Source organism: Pseudoalteromonas luteoviolacea S2607, assembly GCF_001625575.1.
Lineage (GTDB): Bacteria > Pseudomonadota > Gammaproteobacteria > Enterobacterales > Alteromonadaceae > Pseudoalteromonas > Pseudoalteromonas luteoviolacea_E.
In genome coordinates this window covers 240,528-255,506 of record NZ_AUXV01000072.1, presented here as the reverse complement: position 1 = coordinate 255,506, position 14,979 = coordinate 240,528, and the positions used below count along the sequence as shown (strand labels likewise).

The 14,979-nt window shown below is 43.2% G+C and carries 13 protein-coding genes; 5 read left to right on the top strand and 8 right to left on the bottom strand.

Annotated elements, in window-relative coordinates; all coding sequences use genetic code 11:
• The first annotated feature begins 73 nt into the window (after nt 1-73).
• Together N480_RS22815 and N480_RS22810 are read left to right on the top strand one after the other, a co-directional pair.
• Nucleotides 74-1,600: a winged helix-turn-helix domain-containing protein gene (locus N480_RS22815; RefSeq protein ID WP_063374728.1), complete on the top strand. Its 1,527-nt coding sequence runs from the start codon at nt 74-76 to the stop codon at nt 1,598-1,600.
• A 94-nt stretch (nt 1,601-1,694) separates the two neighbouring features.
• A complete protein-coding gene (locus tag N480_RS22810) occupies nt 1,695-2,819 on the top strand; it encodes a hypothetical protein (RefSeq protein WP_063374727.1) in 1,125 nt (374 codons plus the stop codon).
• Between the two features lie 123 nt (nt 2,820-2,942).
• Here the strand turns inward: N480_RS22810 and N480_RS22805 are convergent, their stop codons facing one another.
• Nucleotides 2,943-4,181: a right-handed parallel beta-helix repeat-containing protein gene (locus N480_RS22805; protein ID WP_063374726.1), complete on the bottom strand. Its 1,239-nt coding sequence runs from the start codon at nt 4,179-4,181 to the stop codon at nt 2,943-2,945.
• 177 nt (nt 4,182-4,358) lie between these two features.
• Between N480_RS22805 and N480_RS22800 the strand changes: the two genes are divergently transcribed.
• Complete coding sequence (locus tag N480_RS22800; protein WP_196761542.1) at nt 4,359-5,462, top strand: LamG-like jellyroll fold domain-containing protein; 1,104 nt, start codon at nt 4,359-4,361, stop codon at nt 5,460-5,462.
• 27 nt (nt 5,463-5,489) lie between these two features.
• Here the strand turns inward: N480_RS22800 and N480_RS22795 are convergent, their stop codons facing one another.
• Both N480_RS22795 and N480_RS22790 read right to left on the bottom strand, forming a co-directional pair.
• On the bottom strand, nt 5,490-6,074 hold the full coding sequence (locus tag N480_RS22795) for a hypothetical protein (protein ID WP_063374724.1): 585 nt from the start codon (nt 6,072-6,074) through the stop codon (nt 5,490-5,492).
• Nucleotides 6,075-6,195: 121 nt separating this feature from the next.
• Nucleotides 6,196-8,244: a prolyl oligopeptidase family serine peptidase gene (locus tag N480_RS22790; RefSeq protein ID WP_063374723.1), complete on the bottom strand. Its 2,049-nt coding sequence runs from the start codon at nt 8,242-8,244 to the stop codon at nt 6,196-6,198.
• A gap of 396 nt (nt 8,245-8,640) precedes the next feature.
• Between N480_RS22790 and N480_RS25495 the strand changes: the two genes are divergently transcribed.
• Nucleotides 8,641-8,784, top strand: a complete 144-nt coding sequence (locus N480_RS25495) for a hypothetical protein (RefSeq protein ID WP_155732930.1) — start codon at nt 8,641-8,643, stop codon at nt 8,782-8,784.
• 94 nt (nt 8,785-8,878) lie between these two features.
• Here N480_RS25495 and N480_RS22785 read toward each other — a convergent pair whose 3' ends face one another.
• Complete coding sequence (locus tag N480_RS22785) at nt 8,879-9,325, bottom strand: GNAT family N-acetyltransferase (RefSeq protein ID WP_063374722.1); 447 nt, start codon at nt 9,323-9,325, stop codon at nt 8,879-8,881.
• 17 nt (nt 9,326-9,342) lie between these two features.
• Entirely contained in the window at nt 9,343-9,957 is a 615-nt protein-coding gene (locus tag N480_RS22780; protein ID WP_063374721.1) for a LysE family translocator, read from the bottom strand.
• 96 nt (nt 9,958-10,053) lie between these two features.
• Here N480_RS22780 and N480_RS22775 point away from each other — a divergent pair, with 96 nt between their 5' ends.
• Nucleotides 10,054-11,439: a PLP-dependent aminotransferase family protein gene (locus N480_RS22775; RefSeq protein ID WP_063374720.1), complete on the top strand. Its 1,386-nt coding sequence runs from the start codon at nt 10,054-10,056 to the stop codon at nt 11,437-11,439.
• Nucleotides 11,440-11,488: 49 nt separating this feature from the next.
• Here N480_RS22775 and N480_RS22770 read toward each other — a convergent pair whose 3' ends face one another.
• From N480_RS22770 to pbpC, 3 genes are all read right to left on the bottom strand, one after another.
• A complete protein-coding gene (locus N480_RS22770; protein WP_063374719.1) occupies nt 11,489-11,845 on the bottom strand; it encodes a RidA family protein in 357 nt (118 codons plus the stop codon).
• A gap of 110 nt (nt 11,846-11,955) precedes the next feature.
• On the bottom strand, nt 11,956-12,585 hold the full coding sequence (locus N480_RS22765) for a J domain-containing protein (RefSeq protein WP_063374718.1): 630 nt from the start codon (nt 12,583-12,585) through the stop codon (nt 11,956-11,958).
• 149 nt (nt 12,586-12,734) lie between these two features.
• Complete coding sequence (gene pbpC, locus N480_RS22760) at nt 12,735-14,924, bottom strand: penicillin-binding protein 1C (protein WP_231102305.1); 2,190 nt, start codon at nt 14,922-14,924, stop codon at nt 12,735-12,737.
• Nucleotides 14,925-14,979 lie beyond the last annotated feature (55 nt).

Sequence of the window (14,979 nt, the reverse complement as noted above, 5' to 3'; positions counted from 1 at the left end):
GTGATATTAGACGTGTTAAGTGACACGTATTACTATGAGGTGTTTCTAACATCGGTGTAAAAGTGAGTCAGGTGTGCAAAAGCAGTTTATCAGCTTAGGGTATCGAGTTGATGGTCGAACATTCAGTGTAGAAAATGCAGCTGGTGAGCGTCTGAAGATTAGACCCAAAACTTGCCAGTTACTGCTGGTGTTAATGGAATACCACCAGCAAACGCTAAGCAAAGAGCGCCTATTATCACTGGTATGGCCAAATGTTGTTGTTGATGAGCAAGTTGTATTTCAATCAATAAAAGAAATACGCCAGTTATTTCACCCGCATGAAGTGATTAAAACGCTGCCAACCCAAGGTTATCAGTGGGTTGCACCGGTGAGAACTAAATCAAATATCAGTATAAAAACTAAGTTGGCTGCGGTGCTCGCCTCTGGTTTGTTGCTAAGCGGTGTTATTTATTTTGCAATGGGCGACTCTCCAAGGGCGCCCGCAGGGTCTTCTCAGGCACAGGCGCAACTTCAAGGCTCAGTAGTTATCCTACCCACTCAAAACCTAATTGCAGGCAATGACCATGATTGGGTTCGGCTTGGCTTTATGGATCAGTTGATCCAACGACTGCCCAGTGAGGAATCTTTTGGCGTACTGCAAACGGATTATGTACTTGAAGTGATAAACCGTGCAGGGTTGAGTTTATCTAGTGCGCCTTCGCATAGCGTTAATGTTGGCGAGCAGATGCTTGAAGTGGGCATGTTTAGTGAGCGTGAGATAAAACAAATATTCACCGTTTCTGGTGCGCAACTGATTGTTACATCGCGATTAATGGGAACCCCTCATGACTACCAGCTGAGTTATAAATTGTACTGGCCACGAAAAACCATGCAGGGTGTGGTATTTGGCACAGAACCCCATGTGCTGTTGGATGAGTTATCAGCACGTTTAAAGCGCTTAGTTGGTAGCGAGGTTGTGCTTAATTCCCAAGATTATCACACTGATTTTTATGACGAGATGATGGGGCGAGCGCTGGAGTTAAAATTGCAAGGTGAATATGAGCCAGCGATTAGCTTACTTAAAGCTTTGACCGTGCAAGCACCAGAAAATATGACGGCGCATCGCGTGTTGATTGAACTACTGCTTTCTCAGTCACAATATGGGCAAGCCCAAAGCCTGTTAGAAAAAAGCTTACCAATTGCAAAGTCACTAAATAACCATCACGAGTTAATAAGACTCCGCTATCTACATGCTTTGCACGCAGCTATAAATAAGGATTTTCCTTTAGCTGTATCGCGGGTAGAAGAGGTAATTGAATTGGCTAAACATCATCGCGACTGGCTGTATCTAGCTTACAGCACCGATTTGAAAGGCCACATTGCAATGCAAAATGCGCATTTTGACATCGCTCAAGCCCTGTATCACGAAGCCAGATCTTATCATCAAATTTTACGTTGTCCTGTGGGAGAGGCAACTTCATGGCTCAATTTGGCCAAGCTTGCCAAACAAAGAAATGCAACGACGCTTTACACAGAATCACTCGACAATGCGCGACGTATTGCACAAGCGCGGGCATTGGGAAATATCATAAAAGAAATCAATGAATTTAAAAATAAGTAATAATTTCAATGGTTTTAGATAATTTCAGGAAGTTTTATTAGCTCTTTCTGATTGAGGAATGAGACAACATCAGCTCAATTTATAGGAGTTGTATATGTCGAGTTTTCAATCCCGTTCATTTATTGGCGTGATTCTGTTTTGTGCACTGCTGATTATGCTAGTGACATCCGTAATTATGTTCTCAAAACAGCACAATGCCCTCATAGCGCTAATGCATACGTTAGTTGGTTTATTAATGTTGCTGATTTTAGTTTGGCATTTAATTAAAAATATTCGTCCATTGAAGCAGTATCTAAACCCTTTTGAAAAACATACCGGACGGTTTTCTCTAGCTTGGCCCTTAGCACTATGTGTGGTGAGCTATGTCGGGCTAGCGCCGGTCTTACAATTATCGCCGGCAATTGAAGTGTACCGATTTGGCCAAACTTTGAAAGCGGCTGATAAGGCACAAGGGGATGCTGAAATCAAATATGTGCAAAGAGAAGTGAAAGACTCAAAAAATACCGGCCAACAGATTACGATTGAGCTTAAAAAAGGCCCTTATTTTCTGTGGCCACAATATGCACTGTGGGTTGAAAGCCTTTCTGGGGAGTTTATACAACCGCTGTATGTGACTGAAAAGCTTGCAACTAATCAATTTACTAATAAGGTGACTAAAAAAGATCCTGATCAAATCTTTAATACACATTTACTGACAGGAGAAGGACCAAATGCGTGGGATGTCTTAGAAGGAGAAGAGGATCCTTCAAGCAAAAACAATCGTATGCGCCCCGAGTCGCTCCCCGTATTTTTGCACCAATTGAGTATGCGTGCAGAAAATGGTGTGCTAGTACCGGATAATGATTCCTTGGCTATAGATGGCTTCAGTGGCGCCACAATGACAGACAATTTCATCTATACAACGCAGTTGCAAGCGCCATTGCAAGGTCCTCATCGCGTCCGGTTAGAAGTGAACCACTCTTTTGATTTTAACGAATACTATTCAAGCGACCGATTTGTGGATGATCCGATATATTCTGGCGATGGCTATAGTGCACAGCCCTCCGTAATTTACGAGGCGATTATCGATTTTGACACTCAGCAAAATACAGTGTTGGAAGTGATGTCGTTAGTAGGACACGGCCATCACTCTGGGAGAGATGGCAACGTGTACACTGATGTTAGTAAGTTAACCTCTGCTTTGGAACTGGTTGATAGAGTGATTGTAAGTGTTAACTAACTTTTTTGCTCTTGTCTGTCAGTGATAAAAAGCTGGGCGTGCCAAAAGGTCAGGTATGTTGGCAAGGATGACTAATGCACGCCCAGCAAAACTTTTATAAGGCAATAAGCCTGTATAAGACGCCTACTTAGCTCTTGTCTCGTAGGCAGACTGCGTCACGTAGTGGTGATTGTTAAGTTCATGCCTTAAAACTTGATCATTGAGATAACTGATGGTTTTTGGCCTTCCGGCCGCATCAAGTGAACCATCATTCTCAATGCTGTTTTCGATGAGCTTGTGTGCTGAGGCGGTGTTAACCGCATACAACTTAATCGCGTAGCTTTGTGGGTGCACAATCAGGTTACTCTTGTAAGAGTGCGGTGCACCACCGGAAACATTTGAATCATGTTGCGCACGATTACGCGCAAATATGCCATTTTCACCCGGGTAGATAATATGATTATTGCGTACGTTAATATCATCCCCTTCTATCATCATGCCATTACCGCCGCTGCGATATATTAGGTTATCCTTTACTTCGACGTTATCACCGCCAATTTGAATTCCGGTATTTTGCCAATGGGGATCGAATGGGCTCACACCAGTGCGATATATCGTATTGCGTGCAATATGGGCATTTTGCTTGATTGAATTTACTTGTATGCCATCTGCAGCGATGTGTTCCAGACGATTATCGTAAATATGTATATCTTCAATCTTATGTGGATAAACCGTGGTGAGCGCGTTATCACACATGAGGTTGCGCGAATAGCCTGTGTAACCAATATACATGCCTTCGCCACTTTCAGTGTCGTGGATATAATTATTGTGGATACGCAGCCCTGTCATGGTGAAGTTTTCAGCCCATGTACTTGGGTCGCATGTGGGATCTGTTTTAACTAACATGCCTGCAAATCTTGCACGGTAGATTTCAATGTGATCCACCTCAATTTGCTCGCTCAAGGAGCCAATACCCAAAGTTCCACCTAACCTCAGGCCATACAGTGACTCTTCGTCAACTGGCATTGAGGTAATCCTAAGCCAACGGCTGTTTTCTACAGCAATGCTGTATTCATATGGAGAAAAGGTTACCACGCCATTTTGGTTACGCAGTGTAACGGGGGCATGAGCACTTCCTTGCACATTTCTGAGCCTTAAAGGACCGCGAACACCGGCTTCTAAGCACAGCGTGTCACCCGCTCTAATGGTCATTTTATTTCCATCTATTAGGTGTTGTGTCGTGCTAATGTAGTGATCGCATTGTAAATTTATTGGGTCTTTAAAGTTTTTATTTTGATTTGTTTCTGTTGCAAAAGCAGTGGTTATTGTGAGTAAATTAATGATAACCATCGCAGGTTTGTGTGCTCTAAAAGAATTCGTCATTGGACACTCCATTATCAAATGCTTGAATGTATTGTTGTTTCAAAGTGGATAAGAAATTGATTGTATGGTGTTCACGGAACGTAAAAAACACTAGAAAAACAGGGTAAATAAAGAGTAAAATCATTTTTACCGGAAATGGGGAATTGTTACCCTTTGATATATATGGATAAATTTTTTATGGAAGAAAAGGGTTTGAGTTTAGACAATTGTAAAGGCTTATGGTTTGGAACTGTTTATGCAGATTTAAACACTAAAAGTTTAATTAAAGATGGTGAACAGCAGCCACTGTCTGAGCTGTCATTTACCTTACTCCTAGCATTAGTTGAGCATCAAAACACACCTCTGACCGCTGAACAGTTACATGATATTGTTTGGCAAGGGGTAATAACAGGCAATGAAAATGTAAAACAGCGCATCAGTATTTTGCGCAAGGCATTTCAGGCGTTAGATGATCAAGAGCAAATCAAAAACATTCGCGGTAAAGGTTACTTGTTGGCACAGCCTGTCAAATTAGATTACATCAAAAGTGACATCAATTGGCAGCCATTATTGATTGGCGCAGCATTACTATTGGTAGCGCTAATTTTGTGGTTTCTTTGGCCCACAACACAGAGCAAAGTATTAAAAAGCGAGCAGTCTCAGCTTTCCGTTTTTCAGGGGGAAGAGATAAGTCTTGCCAACAAAAAAGAAAATTTAGCATTTTGCTTAGACGGCTTTGATGATTATGTAGAAGTGTTTGACGATAATTTAGATGTACACAAAGGTGATTTTTCATTGTCGACGTGGGTAAAGACGGCGTCGCTCGGTCAACATATTATTGTCGATAAACGGTTTGAAGACCAAGTGTCGGATGTACAAGGCTATGTTTTTTATATCGATGACGGTTATTTAGCACTGCAGTTGGCGGATGGTGATGGCAGCTGGTATTGTCAGGAGCCCGATTCCTCGTGCACATTTTACGACTCTAAAGCTTTTGTTGCGGATGACCAATGGCATCACGTCGCGGTAAGTATTGACAGAGATCGCAGTAAAGGGATCCGGTTCTATCTCAATGGGCAGTTTAACAGTGCCTTCGATCCTACTGGTCGACAGGGCTCCTTAAGCAATGAAATGCCACTGCGAATTGGTAGCCGCTCGTCATTTAAAACAGGTTTATTTAAAGGCGCGATTGGCGAAATACAATTTTATCACCGTGTACTTACGCCCTCAGAAATAAAGCGAGCTCATCAAAAAGGAAATGCGCGCAGTTGCAGTGGCTCTGGAAATAAAGGCGGTATTTAAGTTTGGAGGAGACAGTGAAAAACAGCTTCACTGTCTGCCCCAGTTGTTTTTGTCTTTTTCTTTGCGCTCTTCTAAAATCATGTCAATCATTTTCGTACGGATTTCAGCCTCTTGGGATTGCAACTCCCTAAGCTGTTGTTCCAAAATCTCCACTTGCTCTTCCACCTGAGTGTTTTTGTAGAACTTGCCACCTAAATGTGTAGATTGTTGTTGATCAGGTAAGTCAGGCACGTCTTGCAACTGCTCAGTATGCAGCACCAGTGTTTTTTGGATAGGGGCTTTTTTGAGCGCATTAATTTCTTTTTGCAATTCACGGATCTGGTCTTGGATCAAAGTGACCACTTTTTCTAAGTCTTCATACTGGCTTTTGAAATTAGGATTACGCTCTTTATAGCCTTCGGCTTCCTGATCCAGTTCTTTGGTAATCATTGGTGGCTTTTCTTGTTCTTGCTGCTTTTGGTGTTCTTGAAGTTTATCGGCAACTTTTGACGGCTGCTCATCCGACGCATCATTTGCGCGATAGGAGGCGACTTTATGAGATGTACTTTCATGGCTTAGCGCCATTGAATTGGATTGAGCGACTGATGTGTGATGGAGAATTTTCGATAGCATAATGACTCCTTGTCAGTGTGCGAAGTATTGTTATGCTTATCGGCCAAGGATGTGTGTTGTTTAGTTCAATTGGTATAAATGGATTAAATAAGGGGCAATTTGCCCCCTTATTTGAGTATGGCTATTTCGCTTGTGGTTTTTTGTACATTTCAAACCAAGCAAGTGTATGCTCTATTTTTGAGATCATACGTGACGGTCTACCTGCGATACCGTGAGGAGCACCAGGCACACGAATAAGGACGGTATCAACCTTACGTAGTTTCAGCGCTTGGTAAAATTGCTCTGATTCTGACATTGGTGTACGTCGGTCTAACTCGCCCGTCATGATTAGTGAAGGTGTTGTCACATTACCTACCAGAGAGAGAGGAGAGCGCTGCCAATAGTGAGCGAGGTTCTCCCAAGGCAGCCCTGGGAATTGATTGCGGATCTGACCGATGTAGCTATCTGCGGTAAGTACTTTACTGATCCAGTTTATAACCGGCTTAGTAATCGCGGCTGCATTAAATCGATCTGTTAAACCAATGGCGTAAGCTGTCGCAATACCACCAGCAGATCCCCCCGCGATAAACAGGTTTTGTTCATCAATAAAGCCTTTTTTAATTAGCGCATCAACCGCTGAGTTGTGATCTGCAAAATCTTCTTTAGAGCTATATTTACCATCGAGTAAAAGCGCAAAACGCTCGCCATAGCTGGTTGAGCCTCGATAGTTAACGTATACAACGACGTAACCTTCAGCAGCATAGCGTTGTAACTCAGCGCTAAAGTGAGGGCCATATGCTAAGTGCGGGCCGCCATGGATTTCGACCATTAGTGGGTATTTCTTAGATTTATCGAAGTTCGGTGGCGTGATATACCAACCCTGAATATGTTCACCATCAAACTCTGATTCATAATTGAGTTCATGCACTTGGCCCAGAGTTTTGGTTGCAAGTAGATCTTGGTTTAACTGTGTCAGTGTTGTTTTCTTTCCTTTGTGGAAATAGCCCACATCGGCAGGTGAATGGCTATGTCCCTGCGTAAAGGCAATTGCGCCATTATTGGCCATGGTAAAATTACCACTGACGTAAGGGCGGCCTAATGTTGTGCCAGACACGTCATCCAGCAAAGACTTGATTTTACCTCGAGATGAGACTTTAGCTAAAACTCGCTTGCCATGGTCGTCATATTGGACGACAAAATCCCCCTTACCTGACCACTGGTAGTCGGCAATGGAGCGGTCAAGGTCTTGTGTCAGTGTTGTACGTTCATTGTTTTTAGTAGAAAGTAAAGTCAACTGCCCATTTACGTATGGTACGGGGGCATTTCCTCGACTGATAAAAGCCAGTTTATCGCCTTTTTGAGAGAAAGTAGGGTTATATTCACGTCCGGGGTAATCGGTAAGTTGAGTTAACGCCATAGTCTTGAGGTTGACTTTATACAAGTCTGACTCAGTGGTTCTGTACTCCCACTCTCGGTGATGATCGGATGAGAAAACAAGGTTCTGATTGTCCGGAGTCCATGCCAGTGGGCCATAGTGTTGAAAATCACCCTGAGTTACTTGCCTTGGCGTCCCCCCGTTTGCAGGGATAACAAATACATGGCGAAAAGCTGGTTCAATGAAGCCTTTACCATCTGCTTGATAGCGCGCTTTGTCGATAACTTTAACAGGTTCTGACCACTGTGCACCTTTTGGTTTGCTTGGTAGTTTTACTGATTTGGCAAACTTAGACTTACCCTGTGGCACATTCATGGTAAAAGCTATTTGCTGGCCATCGTGAGACCAAGTGATATTGTTAACTGCTTTGGGTAACTGAGTTAAAACGGCAAGCTTATCTTGCTTTACCCAGTATACATGCAGTTGTCGAGAGCCACTGCGGTTGCTGGTAAACGCTATTTTGCTGCCATCAGGTGACCAGCGAGGCTGGCTGTACGTATATTGATCTGAAAATAGCGGGTAATGTTCCTTCGATTTTACGTTATACAGCCACAGCGCTCGTTTCGGAGTGTCCTTCATAATATCGTAGCTATTACGTTCATAGACGACTTTTTTGCCATCTGGGCTGATTTGAGTGCTGGCTGCATACTCTAATTGAAAGATATCTTCAGACTTTAGCGTAGAGTCTGCGTAACTAGTGACTGAAGTGAGCCCAAGCAAAGTGCCCACTGCGGCGAGAGTCAGTGTTGTTTTCATAGTCATTTTTGATTTATTAATATTGTCACTACATTAAAAGTGAACAGCGAGGGAGACAAGCGTTATGAGATAGGCACACTTTGTATAGGGTGAATGGACAGGTATCTAATTGATCTGAGTCAAATGAATGGTTTATTAGATTATTGATAAGAATAAAGTAGTTGTTTTGTTTGTTTAATACCTTCGTGCAGTAACATTGCAGCACAGATGCGTATCGCGAAGGCTCAGAGTATATTGATTGTTATTGTTTTTACATTTTTCTGCTTTTTATTTGTTCAAATGTATGTTTTACATAAGTTATTTATAAATAACTAATTGTTGTTTTTTTATTTTTTATGGGTATTTTATTTCCCGCCATCGAGATGGCAAACGAAAAATTTAAATAAGGAAATAAAAATGAAGTTAACATTAAAATCAAAAAAGCTAGCTAATTTATCAAACAAGCAGGTGACAGAGTCTGCAACCGCAAAAGTCGCTGGTGGCGCTGTAATTACAGGATGTTACTTTCCTTGCAAACCACAAACGCATACAGGCAAGTAATTAGTTTTAGACAAATAAATAACGCCTTTAGTGAGTTATGCTATTTCTGCCTAATAGCTGGTTGATTAACCAACCAGCTATATTGAATTCAGGCTTATGCGAGATGGCGAGTGGGCGTGTTTTTTTGAAAGGTGATGGCCGTTTGATTGTAGCGCTCCATCATAAATTCAGGTTGTTTAACGCACTCAAAACCAAATTGCTCATACAACCCGTGGGCATCATGAGTGGCTAGACTAAAACGCCGAAGCCCTTGTAGTTTAGGGTGAGTTACAACGGCATCAATGAGCTTTTTGCCATGCCCCATGCCTCTATAAGGCTCTAACACAAAGACATCCAACAGGTTTGCAAAGGTGGCATAGTCGCTTACGACTCTGGCAAACGCGATAAGTTGCCCGTTATCAACGAGGGCGAAGCAAAGCGAGTTTTCCAGCGCAGTACGTAACTTTTCGCAACAAATCCCTTTATTCCAATAACTTCTTTGAGATAGAAATTGGTGAACTTCATTGAATTGTTGCTTGCTGAGTTGGTTGGTAAGTTTCATTCGTGACCTCGCAGTGATTAGCCAATGTGAATTAAAGGCAGGCAAACCAGTAATAGTGCAGCCATTGCATAGTTAAAATACTGCTGATGCATGGGGTTTTGCAGCTTCTGGCTAATGACTTTGCCAAAATAAATCCAGCTAAAGCCACTGAATAAAGCAACGACATTAAACATCAGTACGCCAAGTATTGCCGATGGCCAATATAGCTCGCCAGGCAGTGTTAGCGCCGTACTGAGAGAAAGGAGTGTTGCAATACACTTGGGGTTGATCAGCTGAAAAATTGCCGCTTCGATAAACGACATTGGTCTACTTTGGTCTTGTTTGGTGCTATTAGCCGAGCGGCTCAGACAAATTTTATATGCCAAATATAGAATGTAACCACTCGCAAGTAGTTTGAATAACATATGTATATTGGGGTTGCTGGCAAGCAATTGGCCGAGTCCAATTAGCATGACAATATGAATCAAAGTCATGCCAGCACGAATGCCCGCAATGTGTGGAACTGTTTTTCGGACCCCAAAATTCGCGCCAGAGTAAGTCAGTAAGATGTTATTAGGCCCGGGGGTAATTGATGCTGCAAAGCTAAACATGACTAAAGCAGGTATAAGGGCAATCAGTTCGGTAGCGTGCATTGTAGTCCTCCCATATTGTATTGATACAATTGTTGCTATTTGTTCTGTTATCTATTAGTGTCATAAATACAATTTCTCATCAATTTATTTATTGTTATGAATACAATTTGGCACCCAGACAGAGAAGCGTTTAATAACCTTGCCAAAAACCAGCCCAAATACATGGCGTTAGCCGAGTTAATCGAAGCAGCTATTGAGGCAAAAAACCTGATATTTGAACAGCGTCTACCAGCTCAAAGAACGCTTGCAGACCAATTGGGGATTACTCATGGCACCGTAACTCGTGCCTATGTGCTGTTGGAGCAGCGAGGATGGGTTAGTGCCAAATTGGGTGCAGGGACTTATGTATCAAAACGCAGCAGTAGCGCAGTAATACATGGGGTAAGTGATCTGGCTTCCAGTATGCAGCCATTTATGGGGCAAGACACGGTAATGGCCTCGGCGATGAAATCGTTATCACACAGTTTGGCCGATCTCGCGGAGGTCATGACATACAAACTGAATGGTCTGGACCGCCATCAGCGCTTTTATCGAGAATGGCTTAAACAAAAAGGGTTTGAATGTGAGCAGCACGATATTGTTTTTACTCAAGGCGCTCAACAGGGAATTTTTGCCTGCTTATCTGCTTTGTGTGAACCTCAAGACTTAGTGTTACACGAATCACTCACTTACCCGGGTTTTTTAAAAGCATGCGAAAGCCTTCACCTTCAATATCAAGGTGTACCAGTGCAAGAAGACGGCATTGACCTGCAAGCGCTCGAAAGTATTTGTCAAAAATATCCCGTTAAAGCCATTTATATTACGCCAAATTGTCAGAACCCAACTAACATCCGATATAGCGATGAAAAGCTTTCTTTGCTATTGGCGATGAGCCGTAAATACCATTTTTTTATCCTCGAAGATGACGTAAATTACTGCCTACCCGAAAATTGGCGTTTGCCTTTGTGGCAACAAGCAAGCGACCGCGTTTTTTATATTGCGAGCTTTTCAAAGTACTTTAGTGGCGGGCTGAGAGTGGGATATGTGCTTGCGCCACTTTTGTGGCAGCAGCAAGTTATCAATGCCATTCATGCTCAGTGCTGGTCAGTCTCTATGATGAACTTTGAACTACTTATACGAGCACTGCAGGGTAAAGAATATGAATATGTACAAAATAAACTTGCTGAGGAGTTAAGGTATCGTCAGAGGGCGCTTCAAAGTGTGCTGGAACGGTTTGACTTTCATGCGCGTTTTGCTGGACTTAACGTATGTTTAGTGTTGCCTGATGAGTTAAATATGCATTATATGGCAGCCCATCTTAAAGGTCATAAGATCTTGGTGCGCACCTTGGATGTGTTTAGCTCGAGATATGAGCCGAAGGCTCTAAATGGCATCCGCTTCACACTAGGTGGGCCCATGTGTAGGGCTGAATTTGATCTGGCAATGACGCGTTTACAGGCCGCTCTGTCTCAATTGTCTGAGCGTGGAGATGTCGTGATTTAATTAGTCAGTTGCAGAGTGCGCGTGTTATAAAACACGCGCCAAAAGTCACCTAGCCCTTTTTAACTGCTGCGGTAACAGATACTTCAACCAGTAATTCAGGCCTTGCCATTGCTGCCTCTACACATGCCCTTGCTGGTGCATGGCCTTCAGGTACCCAGGCATCCCAAACTTCATTCATTTGTGCAAAGTATTTCATATCACTGATGTAAACGGTGGCACTCAAAATATGGTATTTATCACTGTTGGCTTCTGCTAATAGCGCATCGACTTTGTCCAGCATAGTTTGGGTTTGTTCTTTGATACCTTGAGTGGCGTCTTGGCAGACTTGTCCGCACAAATAAATGGTGTCGTTGTGTACAACAATTCTGCTCATACGCTGGTTGGTATGTTTACGTGTGATAGTCATGATGTTTCCTTAGTTTTGCGCCATACACAATGGCTGATATGACAAAATAGGTATATTCTATCACATCTCATTATGTCAGACGCAGGCGATGGTAACCAAGGCTGTGAGCACTATACGGAGATCATTAATAAACCGATGGCGCAGACTATCGTCAGCCCAATAAAGATATTGGCTAAGTTTCCGGTGTCGGCGATGGGCTCTGGGACGAATTCAGGTTCAGGTATATGTTGTTGTGTCATACGGTAATAAAAATTATCGCCGTAGCGCGCTCTCAGATCATCTCGGGTGGACCATTCAAGTTGCTCGGTTAGATAAATTAGTACCTCACTGGATATCAACTGTTTATCATCTTCGCAGGTCCTTTGATAATGCAGTATCTGATCAAAAATAAGGGCGCTGAGATCGTCTCTAAGTTGATGTTCTTGGCCGGCTGGGTGGTCGACCAAAAGCTGCCAAGCAGTCAATTGATTTCGACGCAGTGCATTGCCTAATAGCTGCGATAACTCCTCGCTAAACTCTTGGTAAAGCGGGTGTGCTTGACTCGCTTCAGCAGGCATAAAGGGCTGCTTTAGTGTTTGTATCGCCTCTTCATAAGCTTGCTTGAGTAAAGCCGTTTGTTCTTCACGTACTTGGTCGGATTCAGATGCGAGTTCTGCCAGTTTCTGTTGATAGGCCGCTTCAATTTGTTGCTGATCTGAAGTCGGTGCAAGTTCTAATACTTTCCAAGGATCAATTGACACAGTTACATTCACCTTTTTTCATTCTTGAGCTTAAACGCTACGCTAACAACCCAGAGTTTAGCAGAACCGCAGCGAATATCTAAACCTGCTGTAGGGGAGTTTGTATTTATTTTAGGAAATAAAACGCAATTTAACTCTGTGCTGTATACCTAGGGGTGAATAAAGATTGTGTGTTTATCGCAGTGTGTATCGATACACGCCGACACCACCGTTTCTCCAAGGTAATCACTGAGATGTAATTGAGGCTCGGCAATGGGCTTATGGTTGATAAACCACTGGGTTTTCTCTGTATGAGATGAAGTGAGAGGCAAAATATCTAATTGCGAACGATAATAATGCTGACCACTTTTTAGCGAGGTAATCGTTGGTGGCGCGGCGAATTGGTTTAGCAACATGCTAGGTTGTATAGCTTTTTCTGACATCAACCACTGGGCTAATTTGCTCGGCCATTGCGATGACACGGTAAAGCTTCCATATAGGTCCATACTCGGTGGTGTCATACCATTGATAGTGAACGCAAGGTGCTGCTCTTTACAGTCTTCTGGTTGCACCTGAGCCAAGGCTCTGCCACTTGGCCAACAGATTAAAGTCTGCTGGACCCCCGCGGGTTTCACGAGCGGATTTTGATCTTCGGGTAACAGATCAAATGCATCAAACATAATTGGTGCAGCTTGTGTGGCACCCAAGTACCCTAACATCGGACTGGCGTCAGGTCGTCCTACCCAGACTGCAACAGTATAGTCAGGGCTGACACCGACAGACCAAAAATCTCGATAGCCATAACTTGTGCCTGTTTTCCAGGCAATCTTTCTGCGAATTGAGGGAATAACCCTGTCTGGCGCACTCTGCGAGCTAAGCATCTGAAACAAAATCCAGCTGCTTTCAGGACTCAAGATTGTACTTGCTTCGGGTTGTGGCTGATTGCCTAACGGTAACTGCACTTTGTCTGTTTTTAGTGTTTGCAGTTTAGTTACTTTGCCGTGATTGGCCAATGCTCGATACAGTTTTGCCAGCGTGATTAGATTGGTCCCTGTGCCACCGAGGCCCACAGCTAAGTTTGCATCTTGGTGTATGAGATGAATATTGGCTGCCGCTAATTTATCTTCAAATCGTTGTGGTGTGATGCGATTAAGGAGTTGTATTGCCGGTACATTGAGCGACTTTTGTAATGCTTGCTCCGCGCTTACCGGACCACTGAAATAGCCATTTAGATTTTGAGGTTTGTAGCCATTGAAATTACTGGGTACATCACTTAATAAGCTCTTGCTGTGGATCAACCCCATATCTAATGCTTGTCCGTAGATAAACGGTTTTAACGTAGAGCCCGGAGAGCGGATAGCCCGTGCCATATCAACATGCGCAAAACGGCTAAGGTCACTGAAATTAACAGAGCCTTGATACGCGATTACCTCAGCACTGCGATTTTGTACAATGACGGCTGCGGCCGACGCCTTACGCGGTAATTGACCGCTGATGCGCTTCATCATTGTGTTGAGACGGCTTTGTAGTTCAAAATCGATGGTGGTGTTGATAGTGTGGTTTTTTGGGTGTTGGCTTTTTAAATAGCGACTTAATAAAGGTGCTAAAGGGGGGTGAGTGCGTGTAAATAACTGGATGGGCTCATCAACCAGCAAGTCCAGCTGCGCAGCATTGATTAAATGACCGTCTTTCAACCTTGCTAGCACTTTGTTGCGCATTGCTTTAGCCTTGTCTTTGTAGCGGTCAGGACGGTAGCGAGAAGGCTGCTGAGGGAGTACAACGAGTAACGCCGCTTCATTTTTATTGAGTAATTTAGGATGTTTGCCAAAATACTTGATTGAAGCAGCAGCAACACCCTCAATATTGCCCCCAAATGGTGCCAAATTTAGATAAAAGTTGAGAATTTCGTCTTTAGAGTAATACCATTCGAGTTGCACTGCACGGGCTATCTGATGCAGTTTCCCTGTGATGGTTCTGTCATGAGGGTCAATCAATCTTGCAACTTGCATCGTAAGGGTGGAACCCCCAGATATGATTTTACCATGCATAATCCACTGTCCTGCAGCCCTAAATAGTGACAAGGGGTTTACGCCATAGTGGTAGTAAAACCAACGATCTTCATAGTGCAATAGGGCTTTAAGATAAAAGCTGTTTACGTCTTTTGACTCAATATGATAACGATGCACGCCTTTAGCATCACCAAATGCGCGCAGGGTCACATGGTCACTGGCGGTGATACGCGTTGCTGGCCCATCTGGGTAAATTGGGGGAAGTGGATGCGTAATAAACCAAACGATGCTCACCATAATCAGCATGAATAGGACAAATGAGATAGCGACAAAAATTTTTTTGATGGTCATTGCATTACGACTAAGTTAATAGGCAGATAGCAGGGTAAAGCTATCTGCCGTGTGG